The 24,802-nt window shown below is 60.7% G+C and carries 27 protein-coding genes; 20 read left to right on the forward strand and 7 right to left on the reverse strand.

What is annotated here, in order from left to right; genetic code table 11:
* Positions 1-317 precede the first annotated feature (317 nt).
* The 4 genes from ACQZ5N_RS05835 to ACQZ5N_RS05850 are packed head-to-tail and all read left to right on the forward strand — an operon-like array spanning position 318 to position 4,247.
* Positions 318-1,232: an ABC transporter permease gene (locus ACQZ5N_RS05835; RefSeq protein ID WP_448732382.1), complete on the forward strand. Its 915-nt coding sequence runs from the start codon at positions 318-320 to the stop codon at positions 1,230-1,232.
* On the forward strand, positions 1,229-2,032 hold the full coding sequence (locus tag ACQZ5N_RS05840; RefSeq protein ID WP_448732383.1) for an ABC transporter permease: 804 nt from the start codon (positions 1,229-1,231) through the stop codon (positions 2,030-2,032). Before ACQZ5N_RS05835 ends, ACQZ5N_RS05840 begins: the two co-directional genes overlap by 4 nt.
* A 25-nt stretch (positions 2,033-2,057) precedes the next feature.
* Complete coding sequence (locus ACQZ5N_RS05845; protein WP_059757965.1) at positions 2,058-3,134, forward strand: ABC transporter substrate-binding protein; 1,077 nt, start codon at positions 2,058-2,060, stop codon at positions 3,132-3,134.
* Positions 3,135-3,143: 9 nt separating this feature from the next.
* A complete protein-coding gene (locus ACQZ5N_RS05850; protein ID WP_448732384.1) occupies positions 3,144-4,247 on the forward strand; it encodes an ABC transporter ATP-binding protein in 1,104 nt (367 codons plus the stop codon).
* A gap of 151 nt (positions 4,248-4,398) precedes the next feature.
* Here ACQZ5N_RS05850 and ACQZ5N_RS05855 read toward each other — a convergent pair whose 3' ends face one another.
* From ACQZ5N_RS05855 to accB, 6 genes are read right to left on the reverse strand one after another with little or no spacing between them, the layout of a single operon-like run.
* Positions 4,399-5,166, reverse strand: coding sequence for a 5-oxoprolinase subunit PxpA (locus ACQZ5N_RS05855; RefSeq protein WP_448732385.1), 768 nt, complete (start codon positions 5,164-5,166; stop codon positions 4,399-4,401).
* A 25-nt stretch (positions 5,167-5,191) separates the two neighbouring features.
* Entirely contained in the window at positions 5,192-6,190 is a 999-nt protein-coding gene (locus ACQZ5N_RS05860; RefSeq protein ID WP_448732386.1) for a 5-oxoprolinase subunit C family protein, read from the reverse strand.
* On the reverse strand, positions 6,187-6,900 hold the full coding sequence (gene pxpB / locus ACQZ5N_RS05865) for a 5-oxoprolinase subunit PxpB (protein ID WP_448732387.1): 714 nt from the start codon (positions 6,898-6,900) through the stop codon (positions 6,187-6,189). Before pxpB ends, ACQZ5N_RS05860 begins: the two co-directional genes overlap by 4 nt.
* The gene (locus ACQZ5N_RS05870) at positions 6,897-7,337 is read right to left on the reverse strand and encodes an acetyl-CoA carboxylase biotin carboxyl carrier protein (RefSeq protein ID WP_448732388.1); all 441 of its coding nucleotides are present in this window, start codon (positions 7,335-7,337) and stop codon (positions 6,897-6,899) included. Before ACQZ5N_RS05870 ends, pxpB begins: the two co-directional genes overlap by 4 nt.
* Positions 7,334-8,725: an acetyl-CoA carboxylase biotin carboxylase subunit gene (gene accC, locus ACQZ5N_RS05875; protein ID WP_448732389.1), complete on the reverse strand. Its 1,392-nt coding sequence runs from the start codon at positions 8,723-8,725 to the stop codon at positions 7,334-7,336. The genes ACQZ5N_RS05870 and accC overlap by 4 nt, the downstream gene beginning before the upstream one ends.
* The gene (accB, locus tag ACQZ5N_RS05880) at positions 8,722-9,183 is read right to left on the reverse strand and encodes an acetyl-CoA carboxylase biotin carboxyl carrier protein (protein WP_448732390.1); all 462 of its coding nucleotides are present in this window, start codon (positions 9,181-9,183) and stop codon (positions 8,722-8,724) included. Before accB ends, accC begins: the two co-directional genes overlap by 4 nt.
* A gap of 193 nt (positions 9,184-9,376) precedes the next feature.
* Between accB and ACQZ5N_RS05885 the strand changes: the two genes are divergently transcribed.
* A complete protein-coding gene (locus tag ACQZ5N_RS05885; RefSeq protein WP_262517776.1) occupies positions 9,377-10,303 on the forward strand; it encodes a DMT family transporter in 927 nt (308 codons plus the stop codon).
* Here the strand turns inward: ACQZ5N_RS05885 and ACQZ5N_RS05890 are convergent.
* On the reverse strand, positions 10,272-11,201 hold the full coding sequence (locus tag ACQZ5N_RS05890; RefSeq protein WP_448732391.1) for a DMT family transporter: 930 nt from the start codon (positions 11,199-11,201) through the stop codon (positions 10,272-10,274). The two genes, ACQZ5N_RS05885 and ACQZ5N_RS05890, sit on opposite strands and share 32 nt — an antisense overlap.
* 198 nt (positions 11,202-11,399) lie before the next feature.
* Between ACQZ5N_RS05890 and ACQZ5N_RS05895 the strand changes: the two genes are divergently transcribed.
* The 15 genes from ACQZ5N_RS05895 (at position 11,400) to ACQZ5N_RS05965 (ending at position 24,783) form a co-directional block, all read left to right on the forward strand.
* Positions 11,400-12,287, forward strand: coding sequence for a LysR family transcriptional regulator (locus ACQZ5N_RS05895; RefSeq protein ID WP_003519683.1), 888 nt, complete (start codon positions 11,400-11,402; stop codon positions 12,285-12,287).
* A 94-nt stretch (positions 12,288-12,381) separates the two neighbouring features.
* Positions 12,382-13,335, forward strand: a complete 954-nt coding sequence (locus ACQZ5N_RS05900) for a tripartite tricarboxylate transporter substrate binding protein (RefSeq protein WP_448732392.1) — start codon at positions 12,382-12,384, stop codon at positions 13,333-13,335.
* A 97-nt stretch (positions 13,336-13,432) separates the two neighbouring features.
* Positions 13,433-14,101 (forward strand): 4-carboxy-4-hydroxy-2-oxoadipate aldolase/oxaloacetate decarboxylase, encoded by a 669-nt coding sequence (locus ACQZ5N_RS05905; RefSeq protein WP_448732393.1) that lies wholly within the window; start codon positions 13,433-13,435, stop codon positions 14,099-14,101.
* A 72-nt stretch (positions 14,102-14,173) separates the two neighbouring features.
* Positions 14,174-14,626 (forward strand): tripartite tricarboxylate transporter TctB family protein, encoded by a 453-nt coding sequence (locus ACQZ5N_RS05910; protein ID WP_448732394.1) that lies wholly within the window; start codon positions 14,174-14,176, stop codon positions 14,624-14,626.
* The gene (locus tag ACQZ5N_RS05915) at positions 14,623-16,134 is read left to right on the forward strand and encodes a tripartite tricarboxylate transporter permease (RefSeq protein ID WP_448732395.1); all 1,512 of its coding nucleotides are present in this window, start codon (positions 14,623-14,625) and stop codon (positions 16,132-16,134) included. The genes ACQZ5N_RS05910 and ACQZ5N_RS05915 overlap by 4 nt, the downstream gene beginning before the upstream one ends.
* Positions 16,135-16,176: 42 nt before the next feature.
* The gene (gene denD / locus ACQZ5N_RS05920; RefSeq protein WP_448732396.1) at positions 16,177-17,163 is read left to right on the forward strand and encodes a D-erythronate dehydrogenase; all 987 of its coding nucleotides are present in this window, start codon (positions 16,177-16,179) and stop codon (positions 17,161-17,163) included.
* Positions 17,160-17,915 carry an SDR family oxidoreductase gene (locus ACQZ5N_RS05925; protein ID WP_448732397.1) on the forward strand — a complete coding sequence of 252 codons (756 nt, stop codon included), beginning with the start codon at positions 17,160-17,162 and terminating at the stop codon, positions 17,913-17,915. The genes denD and ACQZ5N_RS05925 overlap by 4 nt, the downstream gene beginning before the upstream one ends.
* A 9-nt stretch (positions 17,916-17,924) precedes the next feature.
* Positions 17,925-18,860, forward strand: a complete 936-nt coding sequence (locus ACQZ5N_RS05930) for a 2-hydroxyacid dehydrogenase (RefSeq protein ID WP_448732398.1) — start codon at positions 17,925-17,927, stop codon at positions 18,858-18,860.
* Positions 18,861-19,030: 170 nt separating this feature from the next.
* Positions 19,031-19,831 carry an SDR family oxidoreductase gene (locus ACQZ5N_RS05935; protein WP_448732399.1) on the forward strand — a complete coding sequence of 267 codons (801 nt, stop codon included), beginning with the start codon at positions 19,031-19,033 and terminating at the stop codon, positions 19,829-19,831.
* The gene (locus ACQZ5N_RS05940) at positions 19,828-20,535 is read left to right on the forward strand and encodes an amino acid ABC transporter permease (protein WP_003519671.1); all 708 of its coding nucleotides are present in this window, start codon (positions 19,828-19,830) and stop codon (positions 20,533-20,535) included. The genes ACQZ5N_RS05935 and ACQZ5N_RS05940 overlap by 4 nt, the downstream gene beginning before the upstream one ends.
* On the forward strand, positions 20,532-21,293 hold the full coding sequence (locus tag ACQZ5N_RS05945; protein WP_035225052.1) for an amino acid ABC transporter permease: 762 nt from the start codon (positions 20,532-20,534) through the stop codon (positions 21,291-21,293). Before ACQZ5N_RS05940 ends, ACQZ5N_RS05945 begins: the two co-directional genes overlap by 4 nt.
* Positions 21,290-22,054, forward strand: a complete 765-nt coding sequence (locus ACQZ5N_RS05950; protein ID WP_448732400.1) for an amino acid ABC transporter ATP-binding protein — start codon at positions 21,290-21,292, stop codon at positions 22,052-22,054. The genes ACQZ5N_RS05945 and ACQZ5N_RS05950 overlap by 4 nt, the downstream gene beginning before the upstream one ends.
* Positions 22,055-22,085: 31 nt before the next feature.
* Positions 22,086-22,922: an ABC transporter substrate-binding protein gene (locus tag ACQZ5N_RS05955; protein WP_026363393.1), complete on the forward strand. Its 837-nt coding sequence runs from the start codon at positions 22,086-22,088 to the stop codon at positions 22,920-22,922.
* 89 nt (positions 22,923-23,011) lie between these two features.
* Positions 23,012-23,686 (forward strand): 4-carboxy-4-hydroxy-2-oxoadipate aldolase/oxaloacetate decarboxylase, encoded by a 675-nt coding sequence (locus ACQZ5N_RS05960; protein ID WP_003519667.1) that lies wholly within the window; start codon positions 23,012-23,014, stop codon positions 23,684-23,686.
* A 65-nt stretch (positions 23,687-23,751) separates the two neighbouring features.
* Entirely contained in the window at positions 23,752-24,783 is a 1,032-nt protein-coding gene (locus tag ACQZ5N_RS05965; protein ID WP_448732401.1) for an L-idonate 5-dehydrogenase, read from the forward strand.
* The last annotated feature ends 19 nt before the right edge of the window (positions 24,784-24,802 follow it).

Raw genomic sequence — 24,802 nt, forward strand, 5'->3', positions numbered from 1 at the left:
TCGCCGCCAAAATGGGGTGGGCAGTCCATATGCGTATGCGATGACCTCAGAGGAATAAAATATTATGCAGCCCGTCGGCTTAGCCCCTAAGCTTGGCTCAACAACAAGGGAACGACGCGTCGGGCAATGTTACCCAGAGAGGTAACCGGCGCGAAAATGCAGAAATATGCGACAGGTGCCGGCACAAGACCGGATGCCTCGACAGGGAGCACACCCAGCAAATTCTAGTCATAGGGTTGGACGATCTCGTTCGGCTCAAAGCGATGCCTCGTGCCGTATTCAACGCGACGGGAGTATAGATGTCGGATATTGCGATCATGGAACCACATGCCCCGCCACGCCGTGGAGTTTCCGGCTGGAAAGCCCTCGAGCGTCGGCTGTTTTCGCCCGGCATCCTCATCCTGCCGCTGCTGATCTTTTTGCTGATCTTTTTCTTCTGGCCGGCGGTTCAGCTGATGAGCTTCAGCGTCATGACCCAGAATTCGCAGGGGCTGATCGGCTCCCCCTTCACGCTTGCCCATTATGTCAGGTTCTTCGAGGTCGATCTTTACCAGAAGGTGCTCTGGGCAACGATCCGTATAAGCCTGATCACCTCGGTTCTTGCGGCGATACTGGCCTATCCGGTCGCGACCGTTCTCGTGCGCGGCAATATCGTCACGACCCGTATCATTACACTGATCGTGATTGCGCCGCTTGCCGTCAGCGTCGTGGTGCGCGCCTATGGGTGGCAGCTCATTCTTGGCAACGGTCCGACCGGCCTTCTGAATTACGTGCTGATGAATCTGGGCATCATAGACAGTCCGATGACGCTGCTGTTTTCGGATGCCGCCGTCATTATCGGCTCGCTGCACATTTTCTTCCCGATGATGGTGCTGCCGCTGTCCTCGGCTCTCGGAAAGATCGATCCGAATCTGCAACAGGCCGCCAGAACTTTGGGCGCGCCGACATGGAAAGTGTTCCTGCGGATCACCTTCCCGCTCAGCCTCCCTGGTCTCGTCGCGGGTTTCACGCTGGTTTTCTCTCTGGCCTCGGCATCCTACGTCATTCCCGCTTTGATCGGCGGTCCCGGCTCGCAGATGCTCGGCAACATGGTCGAACAGCAGGTTCTCGCGGTCTATGACTGGCCGTTCGGCGCCACCATCGCCACCATCCTCGTTTTTATCGTCATTCTGATCAACGCCGTCTCGATGAGGCTGCTCGGCGGGCGTCGTATCAAGGCAAGCGCGTCATGAACAACAAGCTGACCGGCACTCCCGCCATCGTCCTTTACGCGATCACCGCCGCCATGATGGTCTTCATCCTGGCCCCCATCGTTCTCGTCGTCGCCATCTCGTTTTCCGACAGTTATTTCGTCACCTTCCCACCGCAGGGTTTCACCTTCCGCTGGTATGCGGCGGTAATGCAGAACGAGGAATTTACCGCCGGCCTCACTTTCAGTGCAGCACTGGCGGTGGCGACCACCATTCTTTCACTGGCGCTCGGCGTTCCGGCAGCCTTCGCACTCTCCCGTGGAAAATTCATCGGCCGCTCGTTGATGAAGGGGCTGTTGCTTTCGCCGCTGATCTTTCCCGTGCTGGTGACCGGCCTGGCATTGCTGCAGCTTTTCTCCGGTTATGGCTGGATGGATACCAAGCTGAAGCTTCTCATCGCCCACACCGTCGTGACGTCGCCCTATGTGATCCGCACGGTGCTGACCAGCCTTCAGCTCGTCAATGTCAGCCTTGAGGAGGCGGCGCGCACGCTTGGCGCCACCCGCTGGAAAACCTTCACGCGGGTGATCTTTCCGCAGATCGCGCCCGGCGTCGCCTCCGGCTCGATCTTCTGCTTCATGGTTTCTTTCGACAATTATCCCGTTTCGATGTGGCTGGCGGATTCCGCGAACCTGCCCGTGCCCATCGTTCTCTATCGCCAGATCGGCACGGTCTTCGATCCTTCGGTCGCGACCATGTCCACCATCATCATTCTTCTGGCGGTGACCGTCGTGCTCGTCCTCGACAGGCTGGTGGGTCTGCGCCGGGCAATGGCTATGTAAATCAACAACAAGAGGGGTACCGGAAATGACAGACAAGACCATCATCATGAAACGGCGCAGTTTCCTGACAGTCACCGCAGGCGCGCTCGCCACACCCTATTTCTACACCGCGGCTTCCGCACAGGACCGCACCATGTATGTCGGCGTCTATAATTCGGCGCAGGGCGGGCTGATCAAGAAGGAAGTGATCCCGGCTTTCGAGAAGGAATATAAGTGCCGGGTGCTGACGACCGAAGGCGCGACGCTCGCCAATATCGCCACGCTACGCGCCACCCGCGAAAATCCGCAATATAGCGTGATGTCGATGGACGATGTCGGCGTGCCGCAGGCCAAGGAGGAAGGCCTGATCGAGCAATTGCCGGCGGACGAAATCCCCAACCTCAAGAACGTCTATTCGCGCTATCTTTTCGAAGACAATTTCGGCGTCGGTTTTGCAATTTCGATTGCCGGCCTGTTCTATAATCCGACGACGGGCAAGCCGTTCGAAAGCTACGAACAGATGTTCGACAAGAAATATGCCCGCCGCATGCTTCTCAACACACCGAAGAACACCCAGAGCGTTCTGATGCTGATGGTGGCGGCCGCCCTTGCGACCGGCAAGCCACTGAAAGAAGCGCAATATGATACGGATGCCGGCTGGGCGAAACTCGCCGAGCTGAAGCCGAACGTGCTCTCGATATACGACGCGGAAGCGCAGACGATGATGGTGGCGCAGGGCCAGGCGGATTTCGGCGGCATCGAATATTCCAAGGCGGTTTATCCGCACACCAAGAAGGGCGTGCCGCTGGACATGACCTTCCCGAAGGAAGGCGCATTCACCGGCATCAATTCCATCGCGCTGGTAAAGGGCGGACCGCACCGCGATCTCGCGCTTGCCTACATCAACCGCATTCTCGATCCGGGCGTGCAGAAGATGCTTTCGGAAGCGACGCTGAGCGCGCCCTCCGTCAAGGGCATCGAGTTCGGCGCAGATACGGCGAAGTTCCTCGCCTACCCGGAAGCGAAGATGGAATCGCTCAACCTCTTCACGCCGGACTGGAAATACATCATTCCGCGCCGCGCCCAATGGCTCGAAAAATACAACCAGACCTTTAACGGCTGAGGAACGCTGATGAAATCCGTAGAAGTCCGCCTGGAGAGACTGACCAAGCATTACAGCGGTCAGGTCGTTGCCGTCGATGATGTTTCGCTTACCGTCAAGGCAGGGGAAATCCTGGCACTTCTCGGTCCGAGCGGATGCGGGAAAACGACCTGCCTGCGCATGATTGCAGGGCTTGTCGATCCCACCTCGGGTGAAATCGTGGTCGGCGGCAAGCCGACCACGCGCACCCCGGTTCACCGCCGCAATGTTGGCATGCTTTTCCAGAACTACGCCCTGTTTCCCCACATGACCGTTGCCGAAAATGTCGCATTCGGTCTGGAGATGCGGGGCATCTCGAAGGTTGACCGGGAAGGGCGCGTGAAGCAGGCGCTCGATCTCGTTCAGCTACACGCCTTCGGCGACCGGCTGCCGGTGCAGCTTTCCGGCGGCCAGCAGCAGCGTGTGGCGCTGGCGCGCGCGCTGGTGATCGAACCTTCGATGCTGCTCCTGGACGAGCCGCTCGGTGCGCTCGACAAGGGCCTGAGGGAAAGCATGCAGGTCGAGATCCGCAGCCTGCAGCAGCGGCTTGGCCTCACCACCATCATGGTGACCCACGATCAGGACGAGGCACTGACCATGGCGGACCAGATTGCTGTGATGCGGGATGGCAATCTCGAGCAGATCGCCCCGGCCGGCGAAATCTACCAGAAGCCGCTGACCCGCTTCGTCGCGGGTTTCATCGGCGCCTCGAACTTCTTCGAGGCGAGCGTGGCGGAGCGCAATGGTCGTTCCGCAAGGCTGGTCACCGGTTCGGGCGTGCGGCTCGATGTCGAGGATATGGGGGCGGTTCAGGGCGACAAGGTCGTCGTCACCGTTCGCCCCGAAGCGATCTCGGTCTCACCGCTTGCGGTGGACGCAGGTGAAAACACTGGCAATTCCACCACGGCGCGGGTGGAGCAGGTCGTCTATCGCGGTTTCATGCTGCATTATTACCTGCGGCTGGACAATGGCGAGCCGATGATCGCCTACCGGCAGACCCAGACGGAAGGTTTCACCAATGCCGTCAGCGCCGCTGGCGACCGGGTGAGATTGAGCTGGACGAGCGACAGCAATCACGTGATCCAGCTGAATTGATGATTTCGCGGCCGGGTCGCTGAGGCGGCCCGGCTGGCGACGGGTCGAAATCCGCGCTGTATTCCATAGCCGACAAAATTACGGCACCGCGCTCCTGACACGGAATGCGGTGCCGTGCTTTTGTGCTTCAGGATATGAGGCGTATGCTACTTCAGGCGACCACTTCGCGAGCCGGCACGACGCTGCCGCCACAGGCTTCCACTTCGCTGCGCACCGTGCGCGCAAGCTCCAGCGAGCCAGGTGTATCGCTATGAACGAGGATCGATCTGGCGCGAACGGGGATGGTCTCGCCCTCGATGGTCGTGACCGTGCCTTTTTCCAGAAACTGGCGCACCCGCGCGCGCACTTTCGCCTCTTCCTTGATGACGGAATTCGGCAGCTTGCGTGGCACGAGCTGGCCCTTCACATCATAGGCCCGGTCGGCGAGAAAGAGGTTGAGCACTTTCAGCCCGCAATCCAGCGCCGCCTTTTCGATCAGCATGTCCGGCATCGAAAAGACGATGAGATTGGGATCGACCGCCCTGATTTTTTTCATGATCCGTTCGGCAAGCGCCGCATCGCGGTTGATCATGTTGCCCATGGCGGCATGGAAGCTGATATGGGAGAGCGCGACATCCTGCGCCCTGGCAATCGCCGAAAGCGCGCCCAGCTGGTAGAGAACCTGCTGTTCCATTTCTTCCGCATCGACGGGAATTTCGCGGCGGCCGAAGCCGAGGCGGTCGGCAAGGCCCGGATGCGCGCCGACGCCGACGCCGTTCTGTTTGGCGAGACGCACCATGCGCGCCATCATTTCCGGATCGCCGGCATGGAAGCCGCAGGCGATATTCGCCGAAGAGACGACTTCCATAAGCTTCTCGTCGTCGCAGACCTTATAGACGCCGAAACCTTCGCCCATATCGGAATTAACATCGATCTTCATGGTTCCCTCTCCGTGTTCTTCAGGATTATCGTCTTGCGAGCGTGCCGAGTGCGGCGGTGACCAGCGGCAGGGTTTTGCGGATATCGGCGAAATAGGCATCGATTGCCTGCTCGACTTCCAGCGCCTCGCGCACCGTTGCCTGCACGAAGCGGATGCGGCTGCCGATGCGCGCCTGTCCGAGCCGCCAAAGATCGCTGTCGATGATACCCGCCATCTTCGGATAACCGCCGGCCGTGTTGGCGTCGCTCATCTGGATGATCGGCTCGCCGCCCGGCGGCACCTGAACCACACCTGGAATGACGCCATAGGAGCGCAACTCGACGGGAGCCGAAAGCATAAGTGGCGTGCCGGCAAGCCGGTAGCCGGTGCGGTCGCTCTGCGAGGTGATTTTCCAGGCTTCGGACCAGAAACGTTCCGCACCTTCGCCGAAAAGATCGTGTTCGGCGGCGGGAATGGCTCTCAGCAGCAATTCGCCATTGTCGGATACCGGAAACATGTCCGGCATCGCCTCGGCAAGCGGCATGACGCCGAGGCCGCTTGCCGGCAGCGCCGGTGGTTCGGATGGCAGAACGGACAGCCTGTCGCCGGTGGTGAGATGGCGTCCCTCATGGCCGCCGAAGGAGCCGCGAAGCGAGGTGCTTCGTGATCCCATCACCACCGGAACGTCTATGCCGCCCTGAAGGCAGAGATAGGCGCGCGCATTTTTCATGGGCGTCGAAAGCTCAAGGGTTTGCCCCTTCTCGGCTCTAACGCACCAGTAGGGCGGCAGATCGGCACCATTGAGCCGGGCAGCGCAATCCGCACCGGTTACGGAGAAGGTCAGTGCCTCTTCGAATTCGATGCGGAACGGAAAGGTCTGGATTTCAATCGCGGCGGCCTCTTCGCCATTGCCGACAAGAATATTGCCGACCCTGAGCGCGATGGGGTCCATCGCGCCCGTGGCGGTGATGCCGATATTGCGGTAACCCGCGCGGCCGAGATCCTGAACGGTGTTCAGCGGACCGCAGGCAAGAATATGGATCATAGTTCGATCCTTTCGGGAAGGAAGCGAACGCGGTCACCGGGCGCCAGCACCGCCGGCTGTTCGGCGGTGGCGTCGAACATGGTGATTTCGGTGAAGCCCAGCGAATTCCAGCCATTCGGTCCGGTCAGAACCGAGATGCCGGACTGCATGCCGCCAATCGTCACCATGCCCTTCAACATGCGGAGCGACGGGACTTTCTTGCGCGGCATGAAAATGCGCGGATCGAGACCGCCGAGATAACCGAAGCCCGGCGCACTGCCGACGGCAAAAACCGTATAGGTTCGCTCGAAGTGCAGGCGCACGACTTCCCTGTCCGGCAGGCCGGAATAATCGCAGATCGCCGCAAGGTCGATGGCGTGTTCGCCGCCATAGGTCGTCGGCACTTCGATGGTCTTGCCCAGAAGATCGAGTTCCGCAGTCCTTTGCCAGATGTCGAGAAGCTCGTCCTGCAAACGTCCGGCATCTTCAGGCGTGCTGCGCAGCACGATCAGCAGGTTGGTCATGCCGGGTATGAGTTCCAGCACCTCGGGGCGGTCCTTCAATGCGCGCGTCAGCGCCCAGATGCGCCTCTGGGCGGGCAGGTCCAACTCGCCGGGCGCTTCGATCAGAAACGTCTTGTTGCCGATCATCGAAATTTTCGGCAGGCCCAGATGGGCGGGGGTGAGGTGGGGCGTTTTCAGCGGGAGGTTGCTCATCGACGTCACCATCATGTTTCGGTCTTGAGAAGGGTGGAGCCATAGCCGACAAGCGCGCCGGCTTCCGTCACGATTTCGCTGACGGTGCTGGCTTTTTCGGCGATGACCGGAACGATCACGAGACCTGCCGCGACGAATGCGACGATCTCGCCTTTCGCTGCGGATTGTCCGGCCTGAACCGCCCGGTCGGGGCGCTGCGGATGCGCGGGTGTGAAGATGCCGGCCATCGGTGCACGGGCAAGAATATCCCCCGCCTTTACCGGCACTTTGGCCGCTTCGATGGGCCGCTGTGCGGCAGGGGCCTGACCGCCTGCCATGGCGACGATCTTCAATGATCCATCCGGCGTCTCTATTTCAATGGCGGAGACGTTGTTGTGCTCGAGGTGAGCGGCAAGATCGGCAATCGTGCCGGGCTCGCTGTAGCGGGATATGGAAACAGGCTGTCGCTTCACTTTGCACTCCGCGCTGCAAGCCAATGCTCGAGGTAATGAATATCCGTGCCGCCTTCGGAAAAGGCCGGGTCCTGCAATATTTCCCGATGCAGCGGCAGGTTGGTGGAAACGCCTTCGATGCGCATTTCGCCAAGTGCGCGCCGCATGCGCAGGATCGCCTGTTCGCGGGTCGGCGCATGGACGATGAGCTTGGCGATCAGGGAATCGTAATGGGCGGAAACCCTGTAACCTGCCGTCACGTGTGTATCGACCCGGACGCCGGGGCCGCCCGGCAGGTGAAGCGCCGTAATCAGGCCGGGGCAGGGAATGAAGCTATAGGGGTCTTCGGCATTGATGCGGCATTCGATCGAATGGCCCTCGCAGTTGATATCCTCCTGCGAAATCTCGAGCGGATGGCCGAGAGCGACGAGAAGCTGCTGGCGCACCAGATCCACGCCCGAGGTCATTTCCGTGACCGGATGTTCGACCTGCAGGCGGGTATTCATCTCGATGAAATAAAATTCGCCGTTCTCGTAAAGAAACTCGAAGGTGCCGACGCCGCGATAACCGATCCGGCGGCATGCTTCGACGCAGCGATTGCCGACGAAAGCCGCGACATCGGGCGGGATGCCGATGGCCGGGCCTTCTTCGACGACCTTCTGGTGGCGGCGCTGCATGGAACAATCGCGTAGGCCCACCCAGACGCCGCCACCCTGACCATCGCAGAGAACCTGAATTTCGACATGGCGCGGATGTTCGAGGAATTTCTCGATATAGAGTTCCGGCGTTCCGAAGGCCCGGCTCGCCTCCTCGCGCGTGACGAGAACGGCATCCTGAAGGGCGGACGCCTCGTGCACGACACGCATGCCGCGCCCGCCGCCGCCGCCGGCCGCTTTGACGATGACGGGATAACCGATTTCGGCGGCGATTTTCGAGACTTCGGCCATGTCATCCGGCAGGGCAGAATCAGGGCCGGGAACGCAGGGCACACCAGCCTCCATCATCGCCCGCTTCGCCGCGATCTTGTCACCCATGGTGCGGATGGCGTCGGCGCGCGGGCCGATGAAGACCGCCCCCGCCGCCTCCACGGCTTCTGAAAAAGATGCTCTTTCAGACAGAAATCCATAACCGGGGTGAACCGCGCCAGCGCCGGTCAGCTCCATCGCAAGCAGTATGGCCGGCGCGTTGAGGTAGCTCTGGCCGGGAGAGGCCGGGCCGATGCAGATGGCGGTATCGGCCGCCTTCAGATAGTCGGCATCCTTATCGGCTTCCGAATAGATCATGACGGTCTTCAGGCCGAGTTCATGGCAGGCGCGCTGAACCCGCAAGGCGATCTCGCCGCGATTGGCGATCAGGACGCTATCGAATGTTCTTGGCTCAGCCACCTCTGGGAGTGTCGCATCCATCATTCGAACTCCAGCACCGGCTGTCCAAGTTCGACGTCTTCGCCGTCATTGGCGATAAATCTGGCGATCCTGCCGCTTCGTTCAGCCCTCACGGTGTTGAACACTTTCATCGCCTCGATGATGAAGAGTTCCTGCCCTTCCTTCACCTCGTCTCCGGCTTCGGCGAAAGGCGCCGCACCCGGGCTCGGGGCGCGATGGAAAAGACCGAATGAGGGTGCCGCGACGATGCCGGATGCCGGTGCGGCTGCGGCGGATGCAGGCGCCTGCTCTTCGGCGCGGGGTGTCTCGGATGCCGTTTCGGCTACCGCAACGGGCCGGGGCTGCGATGATAGCGCCTGCAGTGAAACGGCATTGTTTTCGCGGATGATCCGGACCGTGGTTCCCTCCTGGCTCACGGTCAATTCGGACACTCGCGAAGAGCCGACAAACTCGATCAGTTTCTTGATCTTTTCCAGATCCATATTGGTTTCCAACGTCTTTTTTGTCCCCACGGCGGCAGGTGAGCGGAGCGGAATCCGCACCCTGTCCATCAGCAATAGCTACCATGGGGGCGGGATTGATGGGGTCAGACGAAGTTCCTATGGACATTGCTTTGCGGTTTGATATCCCGCCGCCGCGTGGTGAAACGGTTCGAAGACTCCGAAGGAACGAACCATGGATTCCCGCAAAGGCATTCTCCTCAAAATCTCCGCAGCGCTCGCTCTGGTGCTGATGGGCGCCTGCATCAGCAGCCTCAGGGGCGAAATACCCATCGGGCAGGTGGTCTTTTTCAGATCGGCGGTGGCCATGCTGCCGCTCTGTCTGTGGATGGCGGTGCAGGGCGGTTTCCGAAGGCAGGTGGCCACCAGCCATATTGGCGGTCATCTGGTGCGGAGTTTTTCCGGCACCGGCGGCATGGTCTTCAGCTATCTGGCGCTCGCCTATATTCCGCTGGCCGACGCGACGGCCATCAGTTACGCGACACCGCTCTTCACCGTCATTCTGGCGGTGCTACTTTTGAAGGAAGTCGTCAGAATTTACCGCTGGACGGCGGTGGTCGTCGGGCTGTGCGGCATCGTGCTGATCCTGTCGCCGCATTTTTCCTTCGATGTTTCGGATGTCGCTTCCGGTTCCGGCGTCGCCATGCTCGGCGGCCTGTTCGGTCTGGCGGCGGCTTTTTTCTCCGCCATATCGATGATCCAGATCCGGCATTTGACGCAGACGGAAAATACCGGCGCGATCATCTTCTATTTCACCCTGCTCACCACCGTCATCGGCTTTGCCAGCATCGGTATGGGTTGGAAAATGCCGACCGCGTGGCAATGGACCCTGCTGATCGGCACCGGTCTCATTGGCGGAACCGCGCAGATACTGGTGACGCTCAGCCTGCGTTATGCCGAGGCCTCGCTGCTGGCGCCGTTCGATTATACCACGATGATCTGGGCGCTGTTGATCGGTTACACCTTCATGGATCAGGTCCCGGCCCTGACGACCATTCTGGGGGCTTCTATCGTGGTTGCCGCCGGTTTGTTCACGCTGTGGCGGGAAAGGCGGCTGCACAAAAAGCGTGTTACGGAACAGCTGACGCTGTCGGCTCCCTGATGGCCTGTTTCGCCAGCCGGTTTTCGCGCCACATCGCAAAAAGTCCGGCGGCGATGACTGTCAAGGCGCCAATAATGGTCGCACCCGTCGGCACTTCGGCCATGAAGAGATAACCGAGGGCGATTGCCCATATCATGGTGGTGTAATCGAACGGCGCGAGCAGCGAGGCCTGGGCGTGGCGCAGGCTGAGCGTCATGGCGATCTGGCCGATGCCGCCGGCAAGGCCCCCGCCGGCGAGCAGCAGGAACTGGTGAAAATCCGGCATCTTCCATCCGAATCCGAGCGTGGCGAGGCCGGCCACCACACCCGTCAGCGTATAGATGAGAACGATGCGCGACGGCTTTTCGATGCTGTTCAGATGGCGGACGGCGATGGAGGAAAAGGCCGCGCAAAGCGCACCGGTCAGCGCCAGTGCGGTTCCGATCATCGCGACGCTGTCGATTTGAGCGGGGCCTGAGGCGGCATCGAAGATCAGTTTCGGCGAGAGCGTGATGAAGACGCCGATGAAACCGGTCAGCACGGCGGACCAGCGATATCTCCGCACTTTTTCGCCAAGCAGCAGCGCCGCCAGCATGATGGTGAAAAGCGGTGTCGTGTAGCTCAGCACCGTCACATTCACCAGCGGCAGATAGGCGAGGGCGAGAAAGCCGAAGAACATGCCGCCAAGACCGGCCGAGCTGCCCGCGAGCAGGCTGCCGATGTTCTTCGCGGCCGGAACGGTTATCCGCTCCGAGGAGGCGATGAACCAGAGACAGAGGGGAATGAGGGCAAAAAATCCCCGGCAGAAGACGACTTCGCCGACGGGTATCGCCCCGTCCAGGCCCTTCACGCAGGCGGACATGACTGTGAATGCCAGCATGGCCGTCAGCTTGAGCAAAATTCCGGTCTTAGGATTCATCCCGCTCCCCATAGCAGCCAGGACCGTGCCATGGGGAAGACATTGGGAAAAGCCTTAGCCGGCTGTCATAAGAATCTTGTCTTACCCCATCACTCCCTTGAAGACCGGCAGGACCGCCGGACGGCGCTTTTCCCCTAGGTCCCCGCGGTGATTTGGTGTCATGATCGCATCTCGAACCGGCGGGAGGTTTAATCGGGCATGTTGGATTTGCGCAGGCTGCGATATCTGGTCGCGATTGCCGATTGCGGCTCCATGTCGGCGGCGGCGCGGCAATTGGGGATAGCCCAGCCGGCGCTCAGCCACCACATCACGGAACTGGAGCGGCTGGTGGGTTTTCCCGTGCTGCATCGGCTGGCGCGCGGCGTGAAGGCGACGGAAAAGGGTGAAGTCCTGCTTTCCCATGCGCGGGAGATTACCGAGAAGGTGCGGCAGGCGGAGGCGGAAATCCGGGCCATGGCCTATCTGGATGAGCGGGTGATCCGGCTGAGCCTCATTCCCTCCTGGGCCACGGCCTTTGCGCCGAGCATCATCAGCGAGGTTGCCGCTTCGATGCCCAAAGTGTCGCTGCGGCTGATAGAGGCACGCAATGACGAATCCCTGCGGCTCATTCGTCTCGGCAAGGTGGATATGGCCGTTGCGCTGGTCGGTGCGGAGGACAAGGCCGACGATCTTATCGTCAAGGAGAGCCTGTTTGCCGTTTCTTCAAGGCCTATCGGCCGGTCGATGCCGCTTGAGGCTGCGGCAGGGCTCAACCTGATCCTGCCGCCGAAGGACAATCCGCTGCGCATATCGATCGACGAGGCCGCTGCCCGTGCCGGAATAACACTGAACGTGACCATGGAGATTGACGGACAGGATACGATCAAACGCGCCGTCAGCGCTGGCATCGGTGCGACGATCCTGTCATGGAATTCGGTGCAGCAGGAGCAGGAAGCCGGTCAGCTTCAGGCCGCCCATATCACCGAGCCCGTCATTTATCGCTCCATCCATCTGCTGAAGGGCAGGGAGGTGGATGAGCGAACGTTCAGGCTGTTCCGCGACCTTTTGCGGGCGGTCGCAAGACGCGAACCGGCATCCAACCCATAAACGATCTGTATGGGTAAATTGAAAACTCGGTATTTGTATTGTTGATGGCTTCTTCCTAGCCTCCCCGGTGAAAGCGTATCGGGGAGGAAAAGATATGCGTTTGAAGACATCTCTGTTTGGCATGCTGGCGGCGGCGGGAATGCTGGCTGCGGGAGGGGCGGCGGCGGAATATCCGGAGCGGCCGGTGACGCTCGTCATCGGCTATCCGGCCGGCGGCGGCACCGATATCCAGTCGCGGGCGCTGGTGCCCTATCTTGAAAAATATCTCGGCACATCGGTCGTGGTGGAAAACCGCGAAGGTGCCGGCGGGTTGATCGGCGCGACCTATATCGCCAATGCGAAACCTGACGGTTACACCATCGGTGCGCTGAATTTCCCGTCAATGTATTCGCCGATCGTGCAGGGCAATGCCAGCTACAAGGAGGATGCCTTCACGCCGCTCGCAAACCAGATCGGCGGAGATCTGGCGCTGACGGTCAACAAGGTGTCGCCGATCAAGACCGCCAAGGAATTCGTGGAGGCGGCCAAGGGTAACCCGGTCGTCGTCGGCGTGACGGGCATCGGTCATCCGAGCCAGATCACCGCCCTGCTGTTCGAAGAGGCGGCGGGCGTGAAGCTCAATTTCGTGCCCTTCAATGGTGGCGGGCCGGCACGGCTTGCCATGCTCGGCAACCACGTCACGCTCGGTTTTATGAATCTCAACGAGGTCTTCGCCGACAATCGTTCGGGCGCGCTGCGTGTGCTCGCTACCTCCGGTGCCGAGCGTTCGCCGCTTTCGCCTGATGTGCCGACCTTCAAGGAAGCCGGCTACAATGTCCAGTTCAGCCTGCTGGCGGGCTTCGGCGCGCCGAAGGGCTTGCCGGCGGATGTGGAGGCCAGGCTGGTCGATGCTTTCCAGAAGGCGCTGAAGGATCCGGATTATCTTGCCGATGCCAAAAAGCGCGAACTGACGATGCTGCCGCTGACACAGGCCGAATTTGCCGAGGCGCTCAAGAAGGGCAACGCCAATCTTGCCGAGCTCTGGAAAAGCAAGCCCTGGACAAAATAAGCGGCCGGCACCGACCGCTTCTCTCATCCCCAATGAAAATTGACGCTTGGGCCGCGCTTGGCCCAGGCATGACCCACTGTTGAAAGGAATCCGGCCAATGGCCCATGTCATCCGCAATTTCCAGCGCCCTTCCAGAGTCGATATCGAGGCGATCAGCAAATTCAGCCCCGCTACCATTCACGAGGCGCAGGGCAAGCTCGGTGCTCTCGATTATCGCATCAAGCCGATCAAGCCCGGCCTGAAAATCTGCGGCCCGGCAATCACCGCGAAATGCCATATCGGCGATAATCTGATGATCTTCGAGGCCATCAATCTGGCAAAGCCCGGCGATGTGCTGGTCATCGATGGCGGCGACAACCCCAATCAGGGCGGCTTCGGCGATGTGCTGGCTGCCGCCTGCATCGGCAAGGGCATTGTCGGCTTCGTGGTCAGCGCCGCCGTGCGTGATGGCAAGGGGCTGCGTGAGATCGGTTTCCCGGTGTTCTCGCTCGGCCTTTGCATGAAGGGCACTTCCAAGGACACGCTCGGCACCATCAACCATCCGGTCGTGGTCGGCGGTGAACTGATCAGCCCCGGCGATATCGTCTGCGGCGATGATGACGGTGTCGTCGTCGTTCGCGAGAAGGATATCGCGAAGCTCGTCAAGGCCTGCCGGGAGCGCGACGACCACGAGAACCATATGATGGAGCTGCACCGGCAGGGCAAGATGGATATCGAGGATCGTTACGACATGATGCGCTCAAAGGGATGTGTCTGGGCCGATTGAGCCAGTGATTAAACGTTAGATACGCCGTGTCGGGAGGCGCGGCGTATTTCTCGATGAGGAGGGGAGATAATCATGGCGGAAAACGGCTCGAAACTGACGGCGAATATTCTGTCCGGGGCCTTCTTTCTGGCGGCCGCCGCCGGGCTTTATTACGGCGCGCGGCCGCTGAGCATGGGCACTAATTTCCAGCCCGGGCCCGGCTATATGCCGACGGTCATCGCAGCCTTGATGTTTGCGCTGGGTATCGCGCTGCTTTTGCAGGATCTGCTGGGAAAGACACCGTCCGAAGCCTGGGTGGCGCCGAAAATGCGCCCGTTTCTGGCGGTGGCCGGCATTGCCGGCTTTGCGCTGCTGATCGAGCCATTGGGCTTTATCGCCGCTGCCTTCGTGCTGATCCTGCTCGCCTGCATCGCTTATGGCAGGATCCGGCCGGTTGAAGTTCTGCTGCTTTCCGCCGTGCTCATCCTCGCCTGCATCCTCATTTTCGTTGTGGGCCTCGGACAGAGGATACCGTTGCTGCCATGACCGATCTTCTTTCCAATATCGTTCTCGGTTTTGGCGTGGCCGTCACACCCGTCAATCTTTTCTATTGCCTGCTGGGTGTCACGCTCGGCACGATGATCGGTATCCTGCCCGGCATCGGCCCTTCCGCCACCGTCGCACTGCTTCTTCCGATCACCTATACGATGCCGGACACGGCGGCGCTGATCATGCTCGCGGGCATTTTTTATGGCGCGCAATATGGCGGTTCGACCACGGCGATCCTCGTCAATCTGCCGGGCGAATCCTCATCCGTCGTCACCTGCATCGATGGATATGCCATGGCCCGGCAGGGCAGGGCGGGTGTGGCGCTGGCCACGGCGGCGCTCGGGTCGTTTTTTGCCGGCACGGTGGCAACCGTTCTGATCGTCGTTGTCGCAAAGCCGCTTTCGGCAATTGCGCTTGCCTTCGGCCCGGCCGATTATTTCAGTCTGGTGATCTTTGGGCTATTGTTTGCCGTGTTCCTGTCCAGCGGATCGCCGGTCAAGGCTGTCGGCATGGTCGCCTTTGGCATTGCGCTCAGCCTCGTCGGCATCGATCCGACATCGGGCGAGCAGCGTTTCACCTTCGGCATGGCGGAACTGTTCGACGGTATCGATTTCGTGGTGCTGGCCATCGGGCTTCTCGGCGTTAGCGAAATCCTCTTCAACCTGCAGCAGGGCGTGGAGCGCGATGCGGGTGCGGCAAAGACCGGATCGCTGATGCCGACCCGGCAGGATTTCAAGCAGGCCTTTCCGGCCGTGCTGCGCGGCACGGCGCTCGGTTCTTTCCTCGGCGTGCTGCCCGGTGGTGGTGCGATCATGAGTTCGTTCGCGAGCTACGCGCTGGAACGCAAGATCGCGAAGGATCCATCCCGTTTCGGCAAGGGCGCAATCGAAGGGCTGGCAGGGCCGGAAAGCGCCAATAATGCCGGCGCGCAGACCTCCTTCATCCCGCTTCTGACGCTCGGCATTCCCGCCAACGGACTGATGGCGCTGATGGTCGGCGCGATGATGATCCAGGGTATCACACCGGGACCGGAGGTTATGCAGTCGCGGCCCGATCTCTTCTGGGGGCTGATTGCCAGCATGTGGGTGGGCAATCTGCTGCTTCTGGTGCTGAACCTGCCGCTCATCGGCATCTGGGTTCGCCTTCTCGGCATTCCCTACCGCTTCTTGTGCCCCGCCATTCTGATGTTCTGCGCCATCGGGGCCTATGGCCTGTCCTACAGTGTCATCGACGTTCTGTTCTGCGCGGTCTTCGGCATTGTCGGCTTTTTCCTGCGCAAGATCGGCTGCGAGCCGGCACCGCTGGTGCTGGGCTTCGTTCTCGGTCCGCTTCTGGAGCAGAACATGCGCCTTGGGCTGCTGATTTCGCAGGGAAGTTTCTCGACATTCGTCACCCATCCGATCAGCGCCACCCTGCTCGCCTTGTCCGGCATGGTCGTCATCATGATGGCGATGCCGGCGATCATGCGCCGTCGCGAGGTGGTGTTTCAAGGTGACGACGACTGACGATCAATCGAGCCGGCGCAGCCGGCCAAACAAAGGTGAAACATGCATATTCTGATAATCGGCGCGGCCGGAATGATCGGCCGCAAATTGACGCAACGTCTCGCTTCTGACGGAGCGCTTGGCGGTGCGAAGATTACCGAGATGACCCTGACGGATGTTTTCGAACCGGCCGCGCCGAAAGGCTTCGGTGGCGCAGTGACCGTCGAGCGTAGCGATCTTTCGAATGCCGGCGTCGCCGAAAAGCTGATCGCCAAGCGACCGGATGTGATCTTCAACCTCGCCGCCGTGGTTTCGGGCGAGGCGGAGGCCGATTTCGAGAAAGGCTATCGTATCAATCTCGATGGCGGGCGTTCGCTGTTCGAGGCTATTCGTCTGGAGCATCAGAAGGATGGATACCGGCCGCGTGTGGTCTTCTGCTCGTCGCTCGCGGTTTTCGGATCGCCATTCCCCAAGGTGATCGGCGACGAGTTCCTGTCCGCACCGCTGACCAGCTACGGCACGCAGAAGGCGATCGTGGAGCTGTTGCTTGCGGATTATAGCCGTCGCGGTTTCTTCGATGGCGTCAGCATCCGCCTGCCCACCATCTGCATCCGCCCCGGCAAGCCGAATGCGGCCGCCTCCGGCTTCTTCTCCAATATCCTGCGCGAACCGCTGGTGGGCCAGGAAGCGGTGCTGCCTGTCGCGGATACCGTGCGCCACTGGTTCGCCAGCCCGCGCTCGGCCGTCGCCTTCCTGCTGCGCGCCGCAAGTGTCGATCTCTCCGGGCTTGGCGTTCGCCGCAATCTCATCATGCCGGGGCTTTCGGCCACGGTGGCCGATGAAATCGAGGCCCTGCGTGCCTTTGCCGGGGAAAAGGCTGTGGCGCTTATCAAGCGCGTTCCCGATGAGCGGATCATCCGGATCGTCGACGGCTGGGCCGAGGATTACGATCCGCAGCTTGCGCTGTCGCTCGGCTTCCGGGCTGAAACGTCCTTTGCCGAAATCATTCAGGCGCATGTGGAAGATGAGCTGGAGGGGAAAGCAGCATGAGTGATGGAAAGATCGCGCTCGTCACGGGCGGAGGAACAGGAGTCGGCAAGGCGATTGCCAAAGCGCTTCTTGAAGATGGTTACAGCGTTGCGATCACCGGGCGGCGGCGTGACGTTCTGGACGCCGCCGTCGGCGAATGGCGCGAACATCGAGACCGTGTCCTGGCCGTTGCGGCCGATATTTCCGTTCCGGCCGATGTCGAACGGCTGTTTGCGGAGGTCACCGAACGTTTCGGCCGTCTCGACCTTCTGGTCAATAATGCCGGCATGTCGGCGCCGGCCGTCCATATCGAAGATGTGCCGTTCGAAACCTGGAACGCGGTGGTCGGGGCCAATCTCACGGGCGCCTTTCTCTGCACCCAGGCGGCGTTTCGCCAGATGAAGGCGCAATCGCCGCAGGGCGGGCGCATCATCAATAATGGCTCGATTTCGGCCACCACGCCGCGTCCGCGTTCGGCGCCATACACCGCGACCAAACACGCGATCACCGGCCTCACCAAATCGGCCGCGCTGGATGGCCGGGCGTTCAACATCGCCTGCGGGCAGATCGATATCGGCAATGCCAGCACCGAAATGACGCGCGCCATGGCGACCGGTGTGCTGCAGGCGGATGGCAGCACCGCCATCGAACCGACCATCGATGCGAGCATCGTCGCCAAAGCCGTGGTGCATATGGTCTCGCTGCCGCTCGAGGCGAATGTACTCACCATGACGGTGATGGCGAGCGGCATGCCTTTCGTCGGTCGCGGCTAAGGAGCGCGCATGAAGCCCGATCTTCTGCAAACCTACCCGCTTCAGCCACAGATAGAAGCCGAACTGCAAAAGCGCTTCCGGGTCCATCGCTGGCACGAAATATCCGACAAACAGGCGTTTCTGCAGGCGGAGGCGGCTTCGATAAAGGCTGTCGTCACCGGTGGCCATATCGGCCTCGCCTCCGATCTCGCCGCCTGCCTGCCCGCTCTCGAAATCGTCGCCATCAACGGCGTCGGTTTCGATAAGGTCGATCTCGATCAGGCCCGCGCGCGTGGCTTCAGGGTCACGAACACACCGGACGTGCTGACCGAGGATGTCGCCGATCTCGCCATCGGCCTTTCCATCATGCTGCTGCGCCAGCTCGTCAGCGCGGATCACCATGTCCGCTCGGGAGAGTGGAAAAAAGCCGAGATGCCGCTTGGCAACAAGGCCTCGCGGCGGCGTTACGGGATTTATGGGCTTGGCCGCATAGGCCGCGCCATCGCGGCGCGGCTGGAAGCCTTCGACGCGGAGATTTCCTATTTCAGCCGGCGGAAACAGGACGTGGCCTATGGTTATCATTCAACGGCAGTATCGCTCGCAAGCGCCTGCGATGTCCTGATCGTCGCGGCGGCGGCGACGCCGGAGACCAGACACGCGATCAACCGCGAGGTGCTGGAGGCACTGGGGCCGGGCGGTGTGCTCGTCAACGTTGCCAGAGGATCGCTGGTGGATGAAAAGGCGCTGGTCGATATTCTTATGGCTGGCGGGCTGAAGGGGGCGGCGCTCGATGTCTTCGAGAACGAGCCGCATGTTCCCGAAGCGCTGATCGGCATGCGCAATGTCGTTCTCGCCCCGCATATCGGCGCTGCGACCCATGAGACGCGGCTTCAGATGGGCGCTCTGGTTCTCGCCAATCTGGATGCGCATTTCGCAGGACAGGACCTGCCGACGGCCGTGGTCTAGAATGCACCGGTGGCCGGCATGGGGGATGCATGCCCCGCCGGCCGCGGTTGCCGCATCGCTGAAAGTGGCGCAATCACCATCCATACAAGTTGCTTATTACTCCAAAAAAAATCGGTCTTAGGCAAGCGATGAAAGCTTCACTAATGTTTGCTCAACGATAGGGGACAAACATGCCATTCTCAGACTACAAGACCGCACTCGTAACCGGCGCATCTTCCGGAATTGGCGCCGCCGTCGTTGAGCGCCTTTGCCGCGAAGGGCTGGAAGTGCATGCGGTTGCCAGAAGCGTGGACGCTCTTAACAAGCTGGCGAAGCGCACGGGCTGTTTTGCCCATGCCATCGATGTGACGGACCGGCCGGCGCTTGCAAAGCTCACCAGTGAAGTTGCGTTCGATGTCCTCGTGAACAATGCCGGCGTCGACCGCCCGAAGAAGTTTCTGGAAGCGGATGAGAGCGATATCGATCTCCTGATCGACGTGAACCTGCGCGCCGTGCTGCATCTCTGCCGCATGGTCGTGCCGGGCATGGTGGCGCGCGATCGCGGCCATGTCATCAACATTTCCTCCATTGCCGGCAATTATAATTTTGGTGGCAATTCCACCTATCATGCCAGCAAGGCCGGCGTGGCGATGCTGTCCAACCAGCTGCGCATCGATGCTTTCGGTAAACGCGTGCGGGTGACAGAAATCTGCCCCGGCCGTGTTGCGACCGACATTTTCAACCATGTGCACGGCGATGATCCGAGCATTCGCGAACGTTTCATCGATGGTTTCGAATTGCCGCAGGCTTCCGATATCGCCGATGCGATTGCGTTTGCCATCGCCGCACCCGTGGCCATGAATATCGGCCACATGGAAATTACCCCGACGCTTCAGGTCATGGGCGGGCTGCAGACGGCCAAGCCCCAAACGGTTGAAAATCGGCCGGCTGAAAAGGTCGCGGCGGGCGGAGCCGGAGGAAAAGTCGCGTGAGCGGTTTTGACCTCGGCGCAATCTTGAACAATGCGGACTATGTCTCGATGCTTCTGCATGGCATCCAGATGACGTTCATCATCTATGCCGGCTCGTGGCTGCTCGCCATGTCGCTTGCCATCGTGCTTCTCGCCATCCGCCTCTCGCCCTTCCGCTTCGGCGATCCGCTAGTGGCGGCCTATGTGTCCTATCACCGCAACGTGCCGACGCTGGTGCAGCTGATGCTCTGGTATTTCGGCGTGTTCACGCTGCTGCCGAGCGGGCTGGCCAGCTGGCTTTCCAGCCACAATGCGGAAGCGATCTTCGCCATTATCGGCCTCGGTCTCTGTCAGGCCGCCTATTTCAGCGAGGATCTGCGTTCGGGCGTTCGCTCGATCAATCCCGGCCAGATGGAGGCGGCGCGTGCACTCGGGCATAGCTATGTCTCGGCCATGCGGTTCGTCATCATGCCGCAGGGCGTTCGCAACGCGCTGCCGCCGCTCATCAACCACAGCACCTCGCTTTTCAAGAACAGCAGTCTCGGCGTTCTGATCGGCGCACCGGAACTGACCCATGCGGTCAAGGAAGTCGAAAATCTGAGTTTCCGGACGTTTGAGGTCTATCTGGTCGCCACCGTGCTTTATCTGTTCTTCTCGCTGCTGATCATGGGTCTCGGAGCCTATATCTCCATGCGTGCCGATCCTCTGCGGAGGGCGCGGGCATGATCCACGACATGATCGCAATCATTCAGGATTACTGGCTGCTGCTCCTGATCGGCCAATATCCCAACGGCCCGCTCGGCGGCCTTGCCAACACGCTCATCCTGTCGGCGCTTAGCATCGCGCTTGCCTTTCCCGTCAGCATCCTGATGGCGCTGGCGCGGCTGTCGAAATGGCGGGCCCTGCGCTGGCCGGTGACCGCCGTGGTGTATTTCACCCGTGGCGTGCCGCTGCTGATGCTCATTCTCTGGAGCTATTTTCTCGTTCCGCTCTGGACCGGGGCCGATGTGCCGAGCTTCGTGACGATGCTGACCACGCTCGTCATCTATCAGGGCGCTTTCATGAGTGAAGTCGTCCGCGCCGGTATCGTTTCGCTGGGCACGGGGCAGATGGATGCGGCGCGCGCGCTCGGCCACGGTTATTTCGGTGCGATGCGTTATGTCATCCTGCCGCAGGCGCTCTACAACATGATCCCGAGCCTGATCTCGACTTTCGTATCCACCATCAAGGATACGACCCTCGGCTACGTCATCAATGTGCCGGACCTGACCTTTGCGGCAAACCAGGTGAACAACCAGCTTCTGACCCAGCCTTTCCAGGTCTTCCTCATTCTGGCGCTGGTTTATTACATCATCTGCTGGTCGCTCACCCATGTCGCCAATCTTCTCGAGCGGCGTATCGCCCGCCGCCGGGCCGGCCCGCGCGGCAAGCTTGCCGCAGACACGGCACCGGCCCCCGCCAATATCGCTACGGAGCAGCTATGACCGCGCCAGTTTCCGCCACTCAGGACTACACCATCACGCTTTCGCAGGTCTGCAAAAGCTATGGCGATTATCAGGTGCTCAAGGATGTCAACGAAAACGTCATCCGTGGCGAGGTCGTGGTCATCTGCGGGCCGTCGGGCTCCGGCAAGTCCACCCTCATCCGCACGATCAACCGTCTGGAAGAAATCAGCAGCGGGTCGATCATGCTGGATGGCAGGAACATCCACGCCCAGATGCGCGCAAAGGAGCTGAACGCGCTGCGCAGCCGTGTGGGCTTCGTCTTCCAGAGCTTCAACCTCTTCCCGCATCTTTCGGTGGTGGAAAATGTCTCCATGTCGCCGATCCGGGTGAAGGGCGTTTCTCCGGCCGTCGCCCATGACAAGGCGCTGAAACTTCTCGACCGCGTCGGCCTTGCCGACAAGGCCAATTCTTATCCTGCCCAGCTTTCCGGCGGTCAGCAGCAGCGCGTCGCCATCGCGCGGGCGCTCGCCATGGAACCGCCGGTCATGCTGTTCGACGAGCCGACTTCCGCTCTCGACCCCGAAATGGTCGGCGAAGTGCTCGCCGTCATGAAGAGCCTCGCTGCCGAAGGCATGACCATGCTCTGCGTCACCCATGAAATGGGCTTTGCCCGTGAAGTGGCTGACCGCATCTGGTTCATCGATGCCGGGCGCATTCTCGAAACCGCAAAACCGGACGAGTTTTTCAAAAATCCGCAACATCCGCGTGCCCAGCGGTTTCTTGCCGATTTGAGACACTAGACCCAACCTCTATAATAACGGGAGAACTGAAATGAACTGGAAGTGCATTACTCTTACCGCCATATTGGCAACCTCGGCTGCGGTCATTCCGGCCAAGGCCGACCAGCTCGATACGATCATTGCGAACAAGACGCTGCGTTGCGCGACATTCGCCGATGTGCCGCCTTTCGCCTCGCCGGATCCGAAGACGCGCGAAATGGCCGGCTTCGATGTCGATCTGTGCGGCGCCATCGCCAAGGAACTCGGCGTCAAGGCAGAGATCAAGCCGGTGTCGGTCGAAGCGCGCGTTCCCGAAGTCAAGCTCGGCCGCGTCGACCTCTCGGTCGCCAACCTCGCTTACACCCAGAGCCGCGCCGAACAGATCCAGTTCAGCGACCCATATTATCTGGCTAAGGAAATGCTGATCGTTCCGGTCGATGACCCCGGCACCAAGAAGTCCGATTTCGTCGGCCAGCGCATCGCGTCCAGCAAGGGCTCGACATCGGAACTCTCCGTCAAGCTCAACAAGTCCGAGCCGCTGACGTTCCAGGATACGGCATCCGCCTATCTCGCCGTGCAGCAGGGCAAGGCGCGCGGCATCGTCGGCAACACCATGACGATGACCAAGTTCGTCAATGAATCCAAGACCAAGGGCAAGCAGATGCGCATGATCGAAGAGCCGATGCTCTTCCAGCCCATCGGCATCGGCATGGCCAAGGACAACCCGGCGCTGACCGCGAAGATCAACGAAATCCTGCGCAAGCTCGATGCGGATGGCGAAATCAACCGCATCTGGGACAAGTGGCTTGGCCCGAACACCGAATACAAGATGACACGCACCGACAAGGTCGTGCCTCTGTCCGAACTGAAGTTCGACCCGATCCCCTGAGCTTCGGCTCAGCCTCGGCAATTTCCAACTCTTCAACATTATCAGTCGGCGAGACGTTCTCGCCGACAGCTTCAACGTGGGAGGTTTTCATGATCCACATTAAAGATATCGCGCAGCGTCCGGCCAAGGCGGATGTCGACGCCCTTGCCAAATTCTCTCCCGCCACGATCCATGAGGCGCAGGGACGCCGCGGCGCATTATCCTCGCGGCTGAAGCCGGTCGATTATCGCATGAAGCTTTGCGGCCCGGCCTTCACGGTCAAATGCGCGCCGCGCGACAACATCATGCTGCAGCTGGCCATCAACTATGCCAAGCCGGGCGATATCATCGTCGTTTCCGCCGGCGAATATGAAGAAGCCGGTTCCTTCGGCGACGTGCTCGCCAATGCCTGCCTTGCAAAAGGCATCGGCGGCCTGGTAACGGATACCGGCGTGCGCGATACGCTGCAGCTGCGGGACCTCGGCTTCCCGGTCTTCTCGCTCAGCGTCTGCATCAAGGGCACGGTCAAGGAGACCATTGCCGCGGTCAACGATCAGGTGATCGTCGGCGGCGAGATCATCAATCCGGGCGATATCATCGTCGGCGACGCCGACGGTCTCGTCGTCGTCAGGCGCGAGGAAGCGCAGGAAGCGGCCAAGCTTTCGCAGGCCCGCGAGGACGCCGAGGCCGGTTACATCGAAGCTTACAAGCAGGGCAAGTCGGTGATCGAGGTCAGCAAGCTCGAGCCGGTTCTGAAAGCCAAGGGCCTCGTGGTCGATATCTGAGACAAGTCCGGACAATGGGCAACGGCGGCGACTGCCGCCGTGTGAGCCTTATGGGAGGAGAGACTATGAAAGCGGTTGTCATCCACGCGGCGAAGGATCTGCGGATCGAGGAACGGGAGACCGAGCAGCCCGGTCCGGGACAGGTTGATGTCGCCATCGAAGCGGGTGGCATCTGCGGCTCCGACCTGCATTATTACAATCATGGCGGCTTCGGCACCGTGCGGGTGCGGGAGCCGATGATCCTCGGCCATGAGGTGGCCGGCACCATCAAGGCTTTGGGAGAGGGCGTTTCCGGTCTCGCCGTTGGCGACCGCGTTGCCGTATCGCCGAGCCGGCCCTGCAACCATTGCGAATTCTGCCTGAAGGGCCAGCAGAACCAGTGCTTGAACATGCGCTTTTATGGCTCCGCCATGCCCATGCCGCATATTCAGGGCGCGTTTCGTCAGCGTCTCGTCGCCGAGGCGTATCAGTGCCACAAGGTGCGGGATAGTATCTCCATTCATGAAGCGGCCATGGCCGAACCCTTCGCGGTAACGCTGCATGGCGTCAACCGCGCTGGCGCATTGACCGACAAACGCGTTCTGGTCACCGGCTGTGGGCCGATCGGTGCACTCGCCATCATCGCCGCCCGCGCCCATGGCGCTCGGGAAATCGTCGCAACCGACGTCATGGATGCGGTTCTGCAAAAGGCGCTCGCCATCGGCGCCGACCGTGTCATCAATGTCGCCGATGACCCGGATGCGCTCTCCGCCTATTCGGCAAACAAGGGTTATTTCGATGTGCAATTCGAGGCGTCCGGCAATGAGAGAGCCGTCCGTTCAGGTCTCGAAGCGCTGAAACCGCGTTCCACCGTGGTTCAGCTCGGTCTTGGCGGCGATGTGTCTATTCCGCAGAATATGGTGGTCGCCAAGGAAATCGAGATGAAAGGCACCTTCCGGTTCCATGAGGAATTCGGACTTGCCGTCGATTTCATCAACCAGCGCCGTGTCGACCTGAAACCCCTGCTGACTGGAACCTTTCCGTTAGAAGAGGCGGTTGCAGCATTCGAAGCCGCCGGCGACCGAAGCAGGTCGATGAAGGTTCAACTGGCCTTTTAACGGGTGCCGATATCTGATT

This window comes from Agrobacterium sp. 22-221-1, assembly GCF_053522445.1.